This window comes from Variovorax stachyos, from assembly GCF_051400855.1.
Lineage (GTDB): Bacteria > Pseudomonadota > Gammaproteobacteria > Burkholderiales > Burkholderiaceae_C > Variovorax.
The window spans coordinates 261,810-278,657 of sequence record NZ_JBLFFN010000002.1 but is presented as its reverse complement, the minus strand read 5'-3'; the positions used below and the strand labels follow the sequence as shown (position 1 = coordinate 278,657).

Sequence of the window (16,848 nt, the reverse complement as noted above, 5' to 3'; positions counted from 1 at the left end):
GGCGCGCATGCAGGAACGCGCTCTTGGCATCGTGCTGCTCGCGCACGGCTCGCGCGACGTCCGTTGGCGCGCGCCGGTGGAAGCCGTGGCGCGGCGGGTGGCCGAAATCGATCCGGGGGTGCAGGTGCGCTGCGCCTATCTCGAGCTGTCCCAGCCCGACCTGCGAACCGCCATGGCGGAGCTGGTCGCCGGCGGGGCCGCGGCCGTGCGCGTGGTGCCGCTCTTCCTCGGCATGGGCAAGCATCTGCGGGAAGATCTGCCGCGGCTGCTGGAAGAACTCCGCGCACTGCACCCGCAGGTGCCGGTTGAACTGGCGCGCGCCGTCGGCGAGGAGCCCGAGGTGCTCGATCTGCTGGCCCGGCTCGCACTCAGATCCTGAACATTTCGGTGCCTTCCATAGACCGGGAAGGCATAATGAATCCAGAAATAAGACGGAATTTGTTATGAATCTTCACCAGTTCAGGTTCGTGCAGGAGGCGGTGCGTCGCAACCTCAACCTGACCGAGGCGGCCAAGGCCCTCCACACCTCGCAGCCCGGCGTGTCGAAGGCAATCATCGAGCTCGAGGAAGAACTGGGCGTGGAGATCTTCGCGCGACACGGCAAGCGCCTGAAGCGCGTGACCGAGCCCGGCCAGCATGTGCTCGCGAGCATCGAGCTCATCATGCGCGAGGTGGGCAACCTCAAGCGCATCGGCGAGCAGTTCAGCGCCCAGGACAGCGGCACCCTCTCGATCGCCACCACCCACACGCAGGCCCGCTACGTGCTGCCGGTCCCGGTGGCCAAGCTGCGCGAGGCCTACCCCAAGGTCAACGTGAGCCTGCACCAGGGCTCGCCCGACCAGGTCGCGCGAATGGTGATGGACGAGATCGCCGAGATCGGCATCGCCACCGAGTCGCTCGCGGACTACACCGAGCTCGTGACCCTGCCCTGCTACGAGTGGCAGCACGTGCTGGTGCTGCCCAAGACGCACCCCTTGGCGGACAAGGAGCGCATCCATCTCGAGGACATCGCGGCCGAGCCGATCATCACCTATCACCCCTCCTTCACCGGTCGCACGCGCATCGACCATGCCTTCGCGCAGAAGAAGCTCACGCCGCGCATCGCGCTGGAGGCCATCGACTCCGACGTGATCAAGACCTACGTGCGCCTCGGCCTGGGCGTCGGCATCGTGGCAGAGATGGCCGTGCGCGACGACTCCAATGCCGACCTGGTGGTGCGGCCGATGGGCCATGTGTTCGGCACCAACATCGCCCGGGTGGCCTTCAAGCGCAGCGCCTACCTGCGCAACTTCGTCTTCAAATTCGCCGAGCTGCTGTCGGACCGGCTCGACCGCAACCTGATCGCCAAGGCATTGGCAGGTCACAACCAGGACTACGAACTATGAGCGACGCAGGGCCGCCCCAAGTGGCGAAAGCCCCCTCGGGGGGCAGCGAGTACACGAAGTGCCGAGCGTGGGGGCCAATGTGAGCACCGCTGCCCGCACCCCCAACGTGCAGACCAAGCTGCCGAGCGTCGGCACCACCATCTTCACCGTGATGTCGGCGCTGGCCGCCGAGAAGAACGCCGTCAACCTCGGCCAGGGCTTCCCCGATTTCGAGTGCGACCCCAAGCTGCTCGATGCGGTGACTGCCGCCATGGCCGCCGGCCACAACCAGTACCCTCCGATGCCCGGCATCCTGCCGTTGCGCGAGGCGATTGCCGCGAAGGTCGAGACGCTCTACGGCCACCGTTACGACCCGGCGAGCGAGATCACCATCACGGCCGGCGCCACGCAGGCCATCATCACCGCGATCCTCTCGGTGGTGCGTGCCGGCGACGAAGTGATCGTGCTCGAGCCCTGCTACGACAGCTATGCGCCCAATATCGAGCTGGCCGGCGGCACGGTGGTGCGGGTGCCGCTCACGCCCGGCAGCTTCCGGCCCGACTTCGACAAGGTGGCGGCCGCGCTCACCCCGCGCACGCGCGCGATCATCGTCAACACGCCGCACAACCCCAGTGCCACCGTGTGGACCGAGGCCGAGATGCGCCGGCTCGAGGAACTCCTCGCACCGACCGACGTGCTGGTGATCAGCGACGAGGTCTACGAGCACATGGTCTACACCGGTGCGCGCCACGAAAGTGCGGCGCGCTTCCCCGGCCTGGCGGCACGCAGCTTCATCGTCAGCAGCTTCGGCAAGACCTACCACGTGACGGGCTGGAAGGTCGGCTACGTCGCGGCGCCGGCGCCGCTCACGGCCGAGTTCCGCAAGGTGCACCAGTTCAACGTGTTCACGGTCAACACGCCGATGCAGCACGCGCTCGCCAGCTACATGGCCGACCCGGCGCCCTACCTGGAGTTGCCGGCTTTCTACCAGCGCAAGCGCGACCTGTTCGCCGAGGGCCTGGCGAAGACCCGTTTCAAGCTGCTGCCCAGCGCCGGCACCTACTTCCAGTGCGTCGACATCCGCGAGGTCAGCGACCTCGGCGAAGCCGATTTCTGCCAGTGGCTCACCCGCGAGATCGGCGTTGCCGCCATCCCGCTGTCGGCCTTCTACGCCGAGGGTTTCGACCAGCGCGTGGTGCGCTTCTGCTTCGCCAAGAAGGACGAGACGCTCAGGGCGGCGCTCGACCGGCTGGCCCGGCTCTGACACGAACGGTAGGAGAGTCCTGACCGCGGAAGGGCGCGCCTTCCGGCGGCCAAAGGCACCACTCACACTGACCATGAGTCCTCGGAACACAACACCAAGGAGTCATCCATGTCGCTCTCGCTGATCCTGCTGATCGTCCTGATCCTGCTGCTGATAGGCGCTCTGCCGAGCTGGGGCTACAGCCGCAGCTGGGGCTACGGGCCGAGTGGCGGCCTGGGCCTGGTGGTGCTGGTGGTAATCGTGCTGCTCCTCATGGGGCGCATATAGACCTATAGAAATAGAACGAGAACGCGGCGCCCGCCGGCGGCGCAACAGCAAGGCCCACCCCCGGTGGGCTTTTTTTTTGCCTGCCGGCTCGGATCCTCAGCCCTGAAGCTGCGCCCACAGCTTGTCGAGCCGCTTGATGCTCACCGGCTGCGGCGTGCGCAGCTCCTGCGCGAAGAAGCTCACGCGCAACTCCTCCAGCAACCAGCGCAACTCGTCCATGCGTTCGTCCACCGCGCCCTTGCGCTCGGCCACCAGGCGCCAATAGCGCTGTTCCTGCGGCCGCAGCTCCACCAGCCGCTGCGCGTCGCGGGCCGGGTCGGCGCGCAGCTTGTCCAGCCGCAGGCTGATCGCCTTGAGATAGCGTGGGAAATGCGCCAGCCGCGGCCAGGGCGTCTGCGCGACGAAGCGCTTGCCGACCAGGCGCTGCAGCTGCTGCGCGGCGTCCGCCGTCGCCTCGGGCTGGATCTTGGTGTCCTTGATCTTGCGCGCAGCCAGCGTGTATTCCGCGAGGATGGTGCCTGCAAGGCGGGCGATCTCGTTGGCGATCAGCGTGAGCCGCCCCCGCCCCTCCTCCACGCGGCGCTCGAAGGCGGCCTGGTCGGCCGGCAGCGGCTCCTGCAGGAAGGCCCGCTCCAGCGCCACCTCGACGATCTGCGCGCGCAGCTCCTCGGCCGTGCCCAGCGGCATGTAGGCCACCGCCATCTTCTGCAGGTCCGGGATGTTCTTCTCGAGGTACTTGAGCGCGTCCTTGAGCTGCAACGCGACGAGGCGACGCAAGCCGGCGCGATGCTTGGCAGCGGCCACCGCCGGCTCGTCGAAGACCTCGATGGTCACCGCGTCGCCGGCGTCGACCAGGGCCGGGAATCCGATCAGCGACTGGGCGCCGCGGCGCACTTCCATCAGCTCGGGCAGCTCGCCGAAGCTCCAGCTCGTGTAGCGCTGGCCGGCAGGCAGGGCCGGCGGGGTGTCGGCCTTCGTCGCGGCGCGGCTCGCGGTCTGCGTGGCCCGCCGGGCATCGGCGGCGGGTGGCGCATCCGGCGAGACCTTCACCTGCAGCCCCGCCAGCGCCTGGAAGGCACCGCGCGCCTGAGCGCCCAGCTCCGCCTTCAGCGCACCGAGGTTGCGGCCCATGCCCAGCTGGCGGCCGTGCTCGTCGACCACGCGCAGGTTCATGAACAAGTGGGGGGGCAGCATGTCGAGCTTGAAGTCGGTGCGCTTGACGTCGAGGCTGGTCTCGTTGCGCACCCGCTTGAGCAGCGCCTCGGTCAGCGAACCCTGGCCAAAGGCCTCGGGCGCTCCCAGCGCCTCGGCCAGCCGTGCGGCCGATTCGGGCAGCGGCACCAGCCGCGCGCGCGGCTTCTGCGGCAGGCTCTTGAGCAGCGCCTGCACCTTGTCCTTGAGCATGCCCGCGACCAGCCACTCGCAGCGCTCCTCGCTCACCTGGTTCAAAACGAAGAGCGGCACCGTCACGGTCAGCCCGTCCCTGGGATCGCCGGGCTCGTGCAGATAGGTGGCCGCGCAGTCCACGCCGCCCAGCCGCAGCGTCGGCGGGAAGGACTGCGTCGTGATCCCCGCCGCCTGGTGGCGCATCAGCTCCTCGCGCGCCAGATAAAGCAGCTTCGGCACCTCCTTCGAAGCTTGGGCGTACCAGGTCTCGAAGGCGAAGCCGCTGGCCACGTCGGGAGGCAGCTGCGCGTCGTAGAAGGCGTAGATCAGCTCGTCGTCGACCAGAACGTCCTGGCGCCGCGACTTGTGCTCCAGGCCCTCGACCTCGCGCACCAGCTTGCGGTTGGCGGCCAGGAAAGGCAGCTTGCTTTCCCACTGCCCGCCGACCAGCGCCTCGCGGATGAAGATCTCGCGCGCCGCGACCGGATCGACGCGACCGAACTCCACGCGCCGACCGCTGTAGACCACCAGCCCGTAGAGCGTCGCGCGCTCCAGCGCCACCACCTGCGCGCTCTTCTTCTCCCAGTGCGGATCCAGCAGCTGCTTCTTCAGCAGATGGCCCGCGACCTGCTCCAGCCATTGAGGCTCGATGTTCGCGATGCCGCGGCCGAAGAGGCGCGTGGTCTCCACCAGCTCGGCGCAGACGATCCAGCGGCCGGGCTTCTTCTTGAGGTGTGCGCCGGGATGGCGATGGAACTTGATGCCCCGGGCGCCGAGGTAGGCCTCCTCTTCCTCCATCTTCCAGCCGACGTTGCCGAGCAGCCCCGACAACATGGACAGGTGCAGCGCCTCGTAGCTCGCGGGCGTGCTGTTGATGCGCCACTTGTGCTCCGTCACCACCGTGAGCAGCTGCGAATGGATATCGCGCCATTCGCGGACACGGCGGACGTTGATGAAGTTCTGCCGCAGGAGCTGTTCGTACTGGCGGTTGCTGAGCTTGTGGGTGGGCGCGCCCGTCTTGCCTCCTGCGCCGCCGAGCGAGGGCTGAGGTGGGGGCACGCCTCCGCGCGCATCGTGAATCCAGTGCCACAGGCGCAGATACCCGCTGAACTCGCTCTTCTCGTCGTCGAACTTGGCGTGCGCCTGGTCCGCCTGCTGCTGCGCATCGAGAGGCCGGTCGCGCACGTCCTGCACCGACAGCGCGCTGGCGATCACCAGCACCTCCTCGAGCGCGCCGCGCGTGCGCGCCTCCAGGATCATGCGGCCGACGCGCGGGTCCAGCGGCAGTTTCGCCAGCTCCATCCCCATGGGAGTGAGCTCGTTCGCATCGTCGACCGCGCCGAGCTCGTTGAGCAGCTGGTAGCCGTCGGCGATGGCGCGCCGCTGCGGCGCCTCGAGGAAGGGAAAGCGCTCGACATCGCCCAGGTGCAGCGATTTCATCCGCAGGATGACGCCCGCCAGCGAAGAGCGCAGGATCTCCGGGTCGGTGAACCGGGGCCGTCCTTCGAAGTCCTTCTCGTCGTAGAGGCGGATGCAGATGCCGTTCGCCACCCGGCCGCAGCGGCCGGCGCGCTGGTTGGCCGCGGCCTGGCTGATCGGTTCGACCAGCAGCTGCTCCACCTTGCTGCGGAAGCTGTAGCGCTTGACCCGCGCCGTGCCGGCGTCGATCACGTAGCGGATGCCCGGCACCGTCAGCGAGGTCTCGGCGACGTTGGTCGCCAGCACGATGCGCCGGCCGCCATGGCTGTCGAAGATGCGGTCCTGCTCGGCCTGGGACAGGCGCGCGAACAGCGGCAGCACCTCGGTGTTGCGCAGCAACGGCTGATGGCTCAGGTGCTTGCGCAGGTGGTCGGCCGCCTCGCGGATCTCGCGCTCGCCGGGCAGGAAGACCAGGATGTCGCCACCATCGCGCGGGTCGCGCCAGAGCTCGTCGACGGCGTGGGCGATCGCATTGTTGAGGTCGTAGTCGCGCGACTCCTCGAAGGGGCGATAGCGCTGCTCGACCGGATACATGCGACCGGAGACATAGATCGTCGGCGCCGGACCTTTCGCAGACGCGAAATGCCGAGCAAAGCGCTCGGCATCGATAGTGGCCGAGGTCACGATCACCTTGAGGTCGGGCCGCCGCGGCAGGATCTCGCGCAGGTAACCCAGCAGGAAATCGATGTTGAGCGAACGCTCGTGCGCCTCGTCGATGATCAGCGTGTCGTAGGCCTTCAGCAGCGGATCGGTCTGCGTCTCGGCCAGCAGGATGCCGTCGGTCATCAGCTTGACCGAAGCGTCGCGCGACAGGCGGTCCTGGAAGCGCACCTTGTAGCCGACCACCTCGCCCAGGGGCGTCTTGAGCTCTTCCGCGATGCGCTTGGCAACCGAGGAGGCGGCGATGCGCCGTGGCTGCGTATGGCCGATCAGCCGGCCTTGCCCGGGCGGCGCGTTGAGCTTGCCGCGGCCCATCGCCAGCGAGATCTTGGGCAGCTGGGTGGTCTTGCCGGAGCCGGTCTCGCCGCAGACGATGACGACCTGGTGAGCGGCGATGGCCGCCATGATTTCGTCGCGCCGGGCCGACACCGGCAGGGCTTCTGGAAATTCGATTCGGAGCGCAGTCGAGGACAAGGCGGCAGTTCGGGGAAAATCCCCAATTATCTTGCGCCCCGACTTCCTGCCCGCCTGACCCTCCATGTCCACCGTCTTCAACTTCACCTTCGTCCCCTGGTTCCGCTCGGTGGCACCCTACATCCACATGCACCGCGGCAAGACCTTCGTGGTCGCCATGGCGGGCGAGGCCATCGCCGCCGGCAAGCTGCCCAACATCGCGCAGGACCTGGCGCTGATCCAGAGCATGGGCGTCAAGGTGGTGCTGGTGCACGGCTTCCGGCCACAGGTCAACGAGCAGCTGCGCGCGAAGGGCCACGAGGCGAAGTACTCGCATGGCATCCGCATCACCGACGAAGTGGCGCTCGATTGCGCACAGGAAGCCGCCGGCCAGCTGCGCTACGAGATCGAGGCCGCATTCAGCCAGGGCCTGCCGAACACGCCCATGGCGGGCTCCACCGTGCGCATGATCTCCGGCAACTTCATCACGGCGCGGCCGGTCGGCGTCGTCGACGGCGTCGACTTCCAGCACTCGGGCCTGGTGCGCAAGGTGGACGCCGCCGGCATCCGGCGCGGACTGGACTTCGGCGCCATGGTGCTGATGTCGCCCTTCGGCTTCTCGCCCACCGGCGAGGCCTTCAACCTGACGATGGAGGAGGTCGCGACCAGCGTGGCGATCTCGATCCAGGCCGACAAGCTGATCTTCCTGACCGAAATACCAGGCATCCCGCAGGACGCGGCCCAGCCTGTCAGCGAAGACAACCCCATCGACACCGAGCTCCCGCTCGACAGCGCGACGAAGCTGCTGGCCTCGCTCCCGCCGCCGCAGAGGCCGACCGACACCGGGTTCTACCTGCAGCATTGCGTGAAGGCTTGCGAAGCAGGCGTGGAGCGCAACCACATCATTCCCTTCTCGGTGGACGGCTCGCTGCTGCTCGAGGTCTACGTGCACGACGGCATCGGCACCATGGTGATCGACGAGAAGCTCGAATCGCTGCGCGAGGCAACCGCCGACGACATCGGCGGCATCCTGCAGCTGATCGAGCCGTTCGAGCGCGACGGCACCCTGGTCAAGCGCAGCCGCACCGAGATCGAGCGCGACATCGGCCAGTACACGGTGATCGAGCACGACGGCGTGATCTTCGGCTGCGCCGCGCTCTACCCCTACCCGGAAGCCAAGACGGCGGAGATGGCGGCACTCACCGTGTCGCCGCAATCGCAGTCGCAAGGCGACGGCGAGCGCATCCTCAAGCGCATCGAGCAGCGCGCCAAGGCGAGCGGCCTCGAAAGCATCTTCGTGCTGACCACCCGCACGATGCACTGGTTCCTCAGGCGCGGCTTCCAGCAGGTCAACCCCGACTGGCTGCCCGAGGCGCGCAAGCGCAAGTACAACTGGGATCGCAAGAGCCAGGTGCTGGTCAAGAAGCTCTGAACATCGACAACATGAATCCCCTGCTTTCCAGGCTGCAGCCCTACCCCTTCGAGCGGCTGCGCCGGCTCTTCGCGGATGTCACGCCGAACCCGGATCTCTCGCCCATCAGCCTCGGCATCGGCGAACCCAAGCACCCGACGCCGGAGTTCATCAAGCAGGCGCTGTCGGCCGGCCTGGGCGCGCTGGCGGTGTATCCCGCGACCGCCGGCGACCTGAAGCTGCGCCAGTCCTTCACGGGCTGGCTGCAGCGCCGCTACGCGCTCGAACTGGACCCTGCCACGCAGGTGCTGCCGGTCAACGGATCGCGCGAGGCGCTGTTCGCGCTCGCGCAGACGGTGATCGATGCGTCGACGACACCTGCCCCGGTGGTGCTCTCGCCCAACCCGTTCTATCAGATCTATGAGGGCGCGGCCTTGCTGGCGGGCGCCGAGCCCTGGTACGTGCCCAGCGTGCCGGCGCGCAACTTCGCAGTCGACTGGGACAGCGTCCCTGCCGCGGTGTGGGAGCGCACCCAGCTGGTCTTCGTGTGCTCGCCCGGCAACCCCACCGGTGCCGTGATGCCGATGGAGGAATGGCAGAAGCTCTTCGCGCTGTCCGACCGCCATGGCTTCGTGATCGCGGCCGACGAGTGCTACAGCGAGATCTACTTTCGCGACGAGCCACCGCTCGGGGGCCTGCAAGCCGCGGCGATGCTGGGCCGCAGCGACTTCCGCAATCTCATCGCCCTCACCTCCCTCTCGAAGCGCAGCAACGTCCCGGGCCTGCGCAGCGGCTTCGTGGCGGGCGATGCCGCGATCATCAAGTCCTTTCTGCTCTATCGCACTTATCACGGCAGCGCCATGAGCGGGGCGGTCGCAGCAGCCAGCATCGCGGCGTGGGGCGACGAGACGCACGTCATCGAGAACCGCGCCCAGTACCGCGCCAAGTTCGCGGCCGTCACGCCCCTGCTCGAAAAGGTGCTGGACGTGCGGCTGCCCGATGCCAGCTTCTACCTGTGGGCCGGCGTGCCCGAGGCGTGGCAGGGCGACGACGCCGCCTTCGCCCGTGCGCTCTACGCTCAATACAATGTGACCGTGCTGCCCGGCAGCTATCTGGCCCGCGAAGCCGGCGGCGCCAACCCGGGCCGCGGCCGCATCCGCATGGCGCTGGTGGCCGACACCGCCGAATGCACCGAGGCCGCGCAGCGCATCGTGAACTTCATCCAGAACCGAGCCCATCCATGACCCAGCAACTCCAGCAGACCATCGACGCCGCGTGGGAAGACCGCGCCAATCTTTCTCCCACCAGCGCCCCGAAGGAAGTTCGCGATGCGGTCGAGCATGTGATCGCCGAACTCAACAACGGCCACCTGCGCGTCGCCACCCGCGAGGCCGTGGGCCAGTGGACCGTGCACCAGTGGATCAAGAAGGCGGTGCTGCTGTCCTTCCGCCTCAAGGACAACGAGCAGATGCAGGCCGGCTCGCTCGGCTTCTACGACAAGGTGCCGACCAAGTTCTCGCATCTCTCGGCCAACGAGCTCAAGGAAGCCGGCGTCCGCATCGTGCCCCCGGCCGTGGCGCGCCGCGGCAGCTACATCGCCAAGGGCGCGATCCTGATGCCCTCCTACGTGAACATCGGCGCCTATGTCGGCGAGGGCACCATGGTCGACACCTGGGCCACCGTCGGCTCCTGCGCGCAGATCGGCGCCAACGTGCACCTTTCGGGCGGCGTCGGCATCGGCGGCGTGCTGGAGCCGCTGCAGGCCGGCCCGACCATCATCGAGGACAACTGCTTCATCGGCGCGCGCTCCGAAGTGGTCGAGGGCGTGGTGATCGAAGAGAACTCCGTTCTCTCGATGGGCGTGTACATCGGCCAGAGCACCCCGATCTACGACCGCACTACCGGCGAAGTCAGCTACGGCCGCGTGCCCGCCGGCTCGGTGGTCATCAGCGGCTCGCTGCCCAAGGACAACGGCAAGTACAGCCTGTACGCCGCGATCATCGTCAAGCGCGTTGACGCGCAGACGCGCGCCAAGACCTCGCTGAACGACCTGCTGCGCGATTGAAGCAAGCCGCGACACCCTTTCACAACCACGCTGGAGGAGAGAGCCGATGAAGACGATGGAGCGAATTCTGCGCCTGATGGCCGAGCGCAAGGCATCCGACATCTACCTGTCGGCCCACTCCCCGGCACTGATCCGGATCAACGGCAACTGCGTGCCCATCAACGGGCAGGTGCTGCCCCCCGAGGCGCCGCTCGTCCTGCTGGCGGAGGTGGTGCCCGAGGCGCGCATCGCCGAGCTGGAACGCACCGGCGAGCTCAACATGGCGGTCGCCCTCGAGGGCGCGGGCAACTTCCGCATCAGCGGCATGCGCCAGCGCGGCAGTTACGCCGTGGTGGTGCGGCACATCGCCTCGGAAATCCCCACCTTCGCGGACCTGAACCTGCCCGAGATCCTCAAGACCCTGGTGATGGAAAAGCGCGGCCTCATCCTGATGGTGGGCTCCACCGGCGCCGGCAAGAGCACCACGCTGGCCTCGATGCTGGACTACCGCAACGAGCACGCCAGCGGCCACATCCTCACCGTCGAGGAGCCGATCGAATTCACCTACACCAACAAGAAGTCGATGGTGAACCAGCGCGATGTCGGCAGCGACACGGAGTCCCTGCAGATCGCGCTCAAGAACGCACTGCGCCAGGCGCCCGACGTCATCCAGATCGGCGAAATCCGCGACCGCGAGACCATGACGGCCGCCATCGCCTACGCCCAGTCGGGCCACCTGTGCGTGGCCACGCTGCACGCCAACAACAGCTACCGCGCGCTCAACCGGATCCTGAGCTTCTACCCGGTCGAAGTGCGCGCCACCCTGCTGGGGGACCTGAGCGGCGCGCTGCGGGCGATCATCGCGCAGCGCCTGCTGCGCACGCCAGAGGGCGGCCGCGTGCCGGCGCTGGAGGTCATGCTCAACACGGCGTTGGTGGCCGACCTGATCAGCAAGGGCGACTTCTCCGGCGTCAAGGAGGCGATGGAACAATCCATGGCCGAAGGCTCGCAGACCTTCGAGGAAGACATCGCCCGCCTCATCACCGAGAACCGCGTCAGCCGCGATGAAGGCCTGTCGCAGGCCGACTCCCCGACCAACCTGATGTGGCGCCTGCAGAACCGCAATGCGGCGCCGGCGCGCAAGGAAGAGCATGCCCTGCTCGACCAGGTGGACGAACCCTCCTTCACGGACATCACGCTCGACGTCCGACACTAGCTCCTTTCATGTCCCGTACGCTGCAACTCGCCGAACAACTGATCACCCGCGCCTCGGTCACCCCCGACGACGCGGGCTGCCAGCAGATCCTCGGCGAGCGGCTGGCGCAGCTGGGGTTCAGGCTCGAGACCTTCGAAAGCGGCCCAGCCGACTTCCGCGTGACCAACCTGTGGGCCGTGCGCCCGGGCAGCGCGGCCGCCGAGGCCGCGCGCACCCTGGCCTTCGCCGGCCACACCGACGTGGTGCCTACCGGCCCGCTGGAGCAGTGGAAGAGCCACCCCTTCACGCCCACCCACCGCGACGGCAAGCTGTACGGCCGCGGGGCCTGCGACATGAAGACCTCGCTGGCCGCCTTCGTGGTCGCGATCGAGGACTTCCTGGCCACCCGGCCCGACCCTCGGCTCACCCTGGCCCTGCTGCTCACCAGCGACGAGGAAGGCCCAGCCGTCGACGGCACGGTCGTGGTGTGCAACGCGCTGGCCGCGCGCGGGGAACGCGTCGACTACTGCATCGTCGGCGAGCCGACCTCGGTCGAGCGCTGCGGCGACATGATCAAGAACGGGCGGCGCGGCACCATGAGCGGCCGGCTCACCATCCAGGGCGTGCAGGGCCACATCGCCTACCCGCACCTCGCGAAGAACCCGGTGCATGCCTTCGCGCCCGCGCTGGCGGAACTCGTCGCGATCAACGCGGCGGGCGGCTGGGACGCGGCGCCCAATCCGTACTTCCAGCCGACCAGCTGGCAGATCAGCAACATCCACGCGGGCACCGGCGCCAGCAACGTGATTCCCGGCAGTGCGGTGGTCGACTTCAACTTCCGGTTCTCGACCGAAGCCACCCCCGAGTCCCTGCAGTCGCGGGTCAAGGCGGTGCTCGATGCGCACGGGCTCGACTACACCCTCTCGTGGACCGTGGGCGGCCTGCCCTTCCTGACGCAGCCCGGCGAGCTGGTGGCCGCGGTGCAGCAGGCCATCCGCGACGAGACCGGCATCGAGACCGAGCTCTCGACCAGCGGCGGCACCAGCGACGCGCGCTTCATCGCGAAGATCTGCAGGCAGGTGGTGGAACTGGGGCCGGTCAACGCCAGCATCCACAAGATCGACGAGCACATCGCCGTCGCCGAGATCGAGCAGCTCAAGAACATCTACCAACGCACGCTGGATCGGCTCGAAGCGCTGGCAAGTAAATGACGACAGTCATCGAATTGATCGAGGCCGGCGAAAAGCAGCTGGCCGAGGCCGGCGTCGCCTTCGGCCACGGCACGACCAATGCCTTCGACGAAGCGGCCTGGCTGGTGCTGTGGCGCCTGGGCCTGCCGCTCGACAGCCTCGACGAAGCAGCCGAGCGCCCGGTCTCGCCGGCCGATGTGGCGCGTGTGGCCGAGCTCCTGGCGGCACGCATCGCGACGCGCAAGCCCGCGGCCTACCTCACCAAGGAAGCCTGGCTGCAGGGCGTGCCCTTCTACGTGGACGAGCGGGCCATCGTGCCGCGCAGCTTCATCGCCGAGCTGCTGGCCGACGGAACCATCGACCCCTGGCTCGGCGAGCACACGCAACGGGTGCTGGACCTGTGCACCGGCAACGGCAGCCTCGCCGTGCTGGCCGCCCTGACCTATCCGGACACTCGCATCGATGCGGCCGATCTTTCGACCGAGGCCCTCGAGGTCGCGGCCATCAACGTCACGCGCCACGCGCTGGACGATCGCATCACCTTGATCGAATCCGACGGGCTCGCCGCCGTGCGCGGACCCTACGACCTCATCCTCTGCAACCCGCCTTACGTCAACGCTCGGAGCATGGCCGCGCTGCCCGCTGAGTACCGCGCCGAGCCCGAGCTGGCATTGGCCGGCGGCGCCGACGGCATGGACTTCGTGCGCCGCCTGTTCGCCGATGCGCCTGCCCGCATGAGCGACAACGCCGTGCTGGTGCTGGAGATCGGCAACGAGCGCCCACAGTTCGAGGCGGCGTTCCCCAAACTCGAAGTAGTGTGGCTTGCCACCAGCGCCGGAGACGACCAGGTGTTGCTGGTCACGCGCGAATCCCTGAAATGAAATGCCCCCACGCTCATCCCTTCGTGTATCGCTGCCCCCCGAGGGGGCGCTCAGCGTCCTTCGGGCGGCCTGGCAGGCGCTGACATGATCACCTTAAGAAACGTCATCCTGCGCCGCAGCGCCAAGGTCCTGCTCAACGGCGCGAACGTCACCATCAATCCCGGCGAGAAGGTCGGGCTGGTGGGGCGCAACGGCGCCGGCAAGTCCACCCTGTTCGCCCTCTTCAACGGCACGCTGCACGAGGACGGGGGAGACTTCTCGGTACCGCCGTCCTGGCGCCTGGCCCAGGTCGCGCAGAACATGCCCGAGACCGAGGAGTCGGCAACCGACTTCGTGGTCGGCGGCGACACCCGGCTGGTGGAGCTGCGCGAGGCACTCGCACTCGCCGAAGCCGGCCATGCCGCCGACCCTGACGACCCCGACATCGGCATGGCCCTGGCTCACGCCTACACCGACCTGCACGACGCCGGGGAACACGACGCGGTGCCGCGCGCGCAGGCGCTGATCCTCGGCCTGGGCTTCAAGGTCCACGAGCTGGATCAACCGGTCAACAGCTTCTCCGGCGGCTGGCGCATGCGCCTGCAGCTGGCGCGCGCGCTGATGTGTCCAAGCGACCTGCTGCTGCTCGACGAACCGACCAATCACCTGGACCTGGATGCCCTGGTCTGGCTCGAAGCCTGGTTGCAGAAATACGCCGGCACCATGATCGTGATCAGCCACGACCGCGAGTTCCTCGATGCCGTGACCGATGTCACCCTGCACATCGCGCACGAGCAGCTCACCCGCTACGGCGGCAATTACAGCGCTTTCGAAACGCTGCGCGCCCAGCAGCTGGAGCTGCAGCAGGCGGCCTTTTCCAAGCAGCAGGACAAGATCGCCCACCTGCAGAAGTTCATCGACCGGTTCAAGGCCAAGGCCAGCAAGGCCAAGCAGGCCCAGAGCCGGGTGAAGGCGCTGGAGCGCATGGAAAAGGTCGCGCCGCTGCTGGCCGAGGCCGACTTCAGCTTCGAGTTCAAGGAGCCCGGGAACATCCCGAATCCGATGCTCACCATCAGCGCGGCGAGCTTCGGCTACCTGCAGGACGACGGGCCTCCGAGGACCATCCTGACAGGCGTCAACCGCTCGGTGCTTGCCGGCCAGCGGATCGGCATCCTGGGCGCCAATGGCCAGGGCAAATCCACGCTGGTGAAGACCATCGCCCGAGAAATGAGCGCGCTCGCCGGCACCGTGACCGAGGGCAAGGGCCTCAACATCGGCTACTTCGCGCAGCAGGAGCTCGACGTGCTGCGGCCCCAAGACACGCCGCTCGAGCACATGGTGCGACTGGCGCGCGAGCTCGGTCCCAATGCCCGCGAGCGCACCGGCGAGCAGGACCTGCGCGGCTTCCTCGGCAGCTTCAACTTCAGCGGCGACATGGTGAAGCAGGCGGTCGGCACCATGAGTGGCGGCGAAAAGGCGCGCCTGGTGCTGGCCATGATGGTCTGGCAGCGCCCCAACCTGCTGCTGCTCGACGAGCCGACCAACCACCTGGACCTCGCCACCCGCGAGGCCCTGGCCGTCGCGCTCAACGAATTCGAGGGCACGCTGATGCTGGTCAGCCACGACCGTGCGCTGCTGCGCTCGGTCTGCGACGAATTCTGGCTGGTCGGCCGCGGCCGCGTCAGCGACTTCGACGGCGACCTCGACGACTACCAGCGCTACCTGCTCGACGAAGCCAAGCGCGTGCGCGAGGAGGCCAAGCTGGCCACGCGCGAGGCCGAGAGTGCCGCTGCCGCCGTCGCGGCTGCGCCCTCCCCCTCGATGGCCGCGCAGGAGCGCCAGCAGCGCGGCGGCCAAGCCAAGCCGCTGAAGCGCGAGCTGGCGCAGGTCGACGAGCGACTCGCCGCCGCCGGCGCCGAAAAGACCGCGCTGGAAGCACGGCTATCGGCCCCGCTTCCGTCGCCCGAGATCGCCGAGACGGGCCGGCGCCTCAAAGTGCTGAACGAGGAAATCAGCCGGCTCGAGGAGCGCTGGCTCGCCCTGTCGGACCAGATCGAAGCACTGGCCGACGGCTGACCAGACGTGATAGCCTTCGGCGAGCCATGCCCTCGGCCCTCGAACTCGCACGCGGCGATCCGCAGCTGATCGCGGCCATCCAGCGCAGCCGGCGCATGCTCGGGCGCAAGGCGCTGATGGCGGCCGCCGCCAGCGCAGTGCCCATCCCCGGGGTCGACTGGGCCGCAGACGCCGCCCTGCTGTCTCGGCTGATTCCGCGAATCAGCGCCGAATTCGGTCTCTCGGTGGCTCAGATCGAAGGGCTCGCGCCTCACCAGCGCGAGCGCATCCAGAAAGCCGCAGCCGCGGCCGGCGCCCTGCTGGTGGGCAAGCTGATGACGCGTGAGCTGCTGATCAAGCTGGCTCGCCACGCCGGCATCCGCCTGACGGCGAAGCAGGCCGCCAAGTACGTACCCATCGCGGGCCAACTGGTCTCCGCCGCTATCGGGTACACCGCCCTGCGGGCCCTGGGCGAGCTCCAGGGGACAAGGGCCAGATCGACGGCCTCGCCACCACCCCGCGCCGCCGCTTCGGATGGGCACGCCTGCGCCCCAACTGAGCGCGTCTTGCTTGTCGTCGCTGGCCCAACCTGTTTGTTTGCCCCCACACGACGACGGCATACCATCTGACGAAATCCGGTCTGACCGACTGTCAAGTTCATAATGCCGGGCAAGGTGCCGAGGAAAAGGCAGCCCAGAGTTCATGTCAGGGATCGAGGTGAGGAGTTAACAGATGAATGAGACAGATCTCGCAGCATCGGTGGAACGGCTCATGGCACGGGTTGACTACTACCTGCACTGCGAGTTGGACGAAGAGTACGACCACGATCGTCCGGACACGGCGCGCAGTCAGTTGGAGGCGGCCTTGAGGCAGGAGCTGCTGCGCGCAAGCGCCGTCGGCCTGGTCTCTGCGATTGCGGGCGGCCAGCCGGTACTGGGTGGCGGCCCCGACTGATCGCGCCCTCTTCCCCACACGCCCCATCGGCAGCGCGTTGCCGCGGAGCCCCTCGTCACAAGCTGCTGATCAGGCGCAGCAGGACAGGAACGGCGAGGGCCAGAAAACCGATCATCACGTTGCGGCGCCAAGCGACCGCATGCTCGATGCGTCGGGCAGACCGATAAGAATCCAGGAAGGCGCGCTGCTCCGCCTGGTCCGCATGGTCCTTCCACCACTCGTGAGTCGTTGATTGCGTAGTGCTCTTCATGTAATCCATTGTGCTT

The 16,848-nt window shown here is 67.9% G+C and carries 15 protein-coding genes; 13 read left to right on the top strand and 2 right to left on the bottom strand.

The window, feature by feature from the left end; translation table 11 throughout:
• The first annotated feature begins 7 nt into the window (after positions 1 to 7).
• The 4 genes from ACMGEZ_RS04580 (at position 8) to ACMGEZ_RS04565 (ending at position 2,895) form a co-directional block, all read left to right on the top strand.
• On the top strand, positions 8 to 379 hold the full coding sequence (locus ACMGEZ_RS04580) for a sirohydrochlorin chelatase (protein ID WP_436821066.1): 372 nt from the start codon (positions 8 to 10) through the stop codon (positions 377 to 379).
• Between the two features lie 64 nt (positions 380 to 443).
• Positions 444 to 1,385 carry a CysB family HTH-type transcriptional regulator gene (locus tag ACMGEZ_RS04575; RefSeq protein WP_436821065.1) on the top strand — a complete coding sequence of 314 codons (942 nt, stop codon included), beginning with the start codon at positions 444 to 446 and terminating at the stop codon, positions 1,383 to 1,385.
• Positions 1,386 to 1,464: 79 nt separating this feature from the next.
• The gene (locus tag ACMGEZ_RS04570; protein WP_436821064.1) at positions 1,465 to 2,628 is read left to right on the top strand and encodes a pyridoxal phosphate-dependent aminotransferase; all 1,164 of its coding nucleotides are present in this window, start codon (positions 1,465 to 1,467) and stop codon (positions 2,626 to 2,628) included.
• 108 nt (positions 2,629 to 2,736) lie between these two features.
• Positions 2,737 to 2,895 (top strand): DUF3309 family protein, encoded by a 159-nt coding sequence (locus ACMGEZ_RS04565; protein WP_083944858.1) that lies wholly within the window; start codon positions 2,737 to 2,739, stop codon positions 2,893 to 2,895.
• A 96-nt stretch (positions 2,896 to 2,991) separates the two neighbouring features.
• Here ACMGEZ_RS04565 and hrpA read toward each other — a convergent pair whose 3' ends face one another.
• Complete coding sequence (hrpA, locus tag ACMGEZ_RS04560) at positions 2,992 to 6,825, bottom strand: ATP-dependent RNA helicase HrpA (RefSeq protein ID WP_436821365.1); 3,834 nt, start codon at positions 6,823 to 6,825, stop codon at positions 2,992 to 2,994.
• A gap of 133 nt (positions 6,826 to 6,958) precedes the next feature.
• Between hrpA and argA the strand changes: the two genes are divergently transcribed.
• From argA to ACMGEZ_RS04515, 9 genes are all read left to right on the top strand, one after another.
• The gene (gene argA / locus ACMGEZ_RS04555) at positions 6,959 to 8,305 is read left to right on the top strand and encodes an amino-acid N-acetyltransferase (protein WP_436821063.1); all 1,347 of its coding nucleotides are present in this window, start codon (positions 6,959 to 6,961) and stop codon (positions 8,303 to 8,305) included.
• 11 nt (positions 8,306 to 8,316) lie between these two features.
• On the top strand, positions 8,317 to 9,528 hold the full coding sequence (gene dapC / locus ACMGEZ_RS04550) for a succinyldiaminopimelate transaminase (RefSeq protein ID WP_436821062.1): 1,212 nt from the start codon (positions 8,317 to 8,319) through the stop codon (positions 9,526 to 9,528).
• Positions 9,525 to 10,349, top strand: coding sequence for a 2,3,4,5-tetrahydropyridine-2,6-dicarboxylate N-succinyltransferase (gene dapD, locus ACMGEZ_RS04545; RefSeq protein ID WP_436821061.1), 825 nt, complete (start codon positions 9,525 to 9,527; stop codon positions 10,347 to 10,349). Before dapC ends, dapD begins: the two co-directional genes overlap by 4 nt.
• A 46-nt stretch (positions 10,350 to 10,395) precedes the next feature.
• A complete protein-coding gene (locus tag ACMGEZ_RS04540) occupies positions 10,396 to 11,544 on the top strand; it encodes a PilT/PilU family type 4a pilus ATPase (RefSeq protein ID WP_436821060.1) in 1,149 nt (382 codons plus the stop codon).
• An 8-nt stretch (positions 11,545 to 11,552) separates the two neighbouring features.
• Positions 11,553 to 12,734, top strand: a complete 1,182-nt coding sequence (gene dapE / locus ACMGEZ_RS04535; RefSeq protein ID WP_436821059.1) for a succinyl-diaminopimelate desuccinylase — start codon at positions 11,553 to 11,555, stop codon at positions 12,732 to 12,734.
• The gene (prmB, locus tag ACMGEZ_RS04530) at positions 12,731 to 13,594 is read left to right on the top strand and encodes a 50S ribosomal protein L3 N(5)-glutamine methyltransferase (RefSeq protein ID WP_436821058.1); all 864 of its coding nucleotides are present in this window, start codon (positions 12,731 to 12,733) and stop codon (positions 13,592 to 13,594) included. Before dapE ends, prmB begins: the two co-directional genes overlap by 4 nt.
• A gap of 84 nt (positions 13,595 to 13,678) precedes the next feature.
• The gene (locus ACMGEZ_RS04525; protein WP_436821057.1) at positions 13,679 to 15,649 is read left to right on the top strand and encodes an ABC-F family ATP-binding cassette domain-containing protein; all 1,971 of its coding nucleotides are present in this window, start codon (positions 13,679 to 13,681) and stop codon (positions 15,647 to 15,649) included.
• Positions 15,650 to 15,675: 26 nt separating this feature from the next.
• Positions 15,676 to 16,257, top strand: a complete 582-nt coding sequence (locus tag ACMGEZ_RS04520; protein WP_436821056.1) for a hypothetical protein — start codon at positions 15,676 to 15,678, stop codon at positions 16,255 to 16,257.
• Between the two features lie 103 nt (positions 16,258 to 16,360).
• Positions 16,361 to 16,582 (top strand): hypothetical protein, encoded by a 222-nt coding sequence (locus ACMGEZ_RS04515; protein WP_436821055.1) that lies wholly within the window; start codon positions 16,361 to 16,363, stop codon positions 16,580 to 16,582.
• Between the two features lie 55 nt (positions 16,583 to 16,637).
• Here ACMGEZ_RS04515 and ACMGEZ_RS04510 read toward each other — a convergent pair whose 3' ends face one another.
• Positions 16,638 to 16,841: a hypothetical protein gene (locus ACMGEZ_RS04510; RefSeq protein ID WP_436821054.1), complete on the bottom strand. Its 204-nt coding sequence runs from the start codon at positions 16,839 to 16,841 to the stop codon at positions 16,638 to 16,640.
• Positions 16,842 to 16,848: the final 7 nt, after the last annotated feature.

Excerpts from the sequence above, each read along its gene's own strand:
- ACMGEZ_RS04580 (WP_436821066.1), top strand. The coding sequence starts at position 8 with ATGCAGGAACGCGCTCTTGGCATCGTGCTGCTCGCGCACGGCTCGCGC.
- ACMGEZ_RS04575 (WP_436821065.1), top strand. The coding sequence starts at position 444 with ATGAATCTTCACCAGTTCAGGTTCGTGCAGGAGGCGGTGCGTCGCAAC.
- ACMGEZ_RS04565 (WP_083944858.1), top strand. The coding sequence starts at position 2,737 with ATGTCGCTCTCGCTGATCCTGCTGATCGTCCTGATCCTGCTGCTGATA.
- hrpA (WP_436821365.1), bottom strand. The coding sequence starts at position 6,825 with ATGGCGGCCATCGCCGCTCACCAGGTCGTCATCGTCTGCGGCGAGACC.
- argA (WP_436821063.1), top strand. The coding sequence starts at position 6,959 with ATGTCCACCGTCTTCAACTTCACCTTCGTCCCCTGGTTCCGCTCGGTG.
- dapC (WP_436821062.1), top strand. The coding sequence starts at position 8,317 with ATGAATCCCCTGCTTTCCAGGCTGCAGCCCTACCCCTTCGAGCGGCTG.
- dapD (WP_436821061.1), top strand. The coding sequence starts at position 9,525 with ATGACCCAGCAACTCCAGCAGACCATCGACGCCGCGTGGGAAGACCGC.
- ACMGEZ_RS04540 (WP_436821060.1), top strand. The coding sequence starts at position 10,396 with ATGAAGACGATGGAGCGAATTCTGCGCCTGATGGCCGAGCGCAAGGCA.
- dapE (WP_436821059.1), top strand. The coding sequence starts at position 11,553 with ATGTCCCGTACGCTGCAACTCGCCGAACAACTGATCACCCGCGCCTCG.
- prmB (WP_436821058.1), top strand. The coding sequence starts at position 12,731 with ATGACGACAGTCATCGAATTGATCGAGGCCGGCGAAAAGCAGCTGGCC.
- ACMGEZ_RS04525 (WP_436821057.1), top strand. The coding sequence starts at position 13,679 with ATGATCACCTTAAGAAACGTCATCCTGCGCCGCAGCGCCAAGGTCCTG.
- ACMGEZ_RS04520 (WP_436821056.1), top strand. The coding sequence starts at position 15,676 with ATGCCCTCGGCCCTCGAACTCGCACGCGGCGATCCGCAGCTGATCGCG.
- ACMGEZ_RS04515 (WP_436821055.1), top strand. The coding sequence starts at position 16,361 with ATGAATGAGACAGATCTCGCAGCATCGGTGGAACGGCTCATGGCACGG.
- ACMGEZ_RS04510 (WP_436821054.1), bottom strand. The coding sequence starts at position 16,841 with ATGGATTACATGAAGAGCACTACGCAATCAACGACTCACGAGTGGTGG.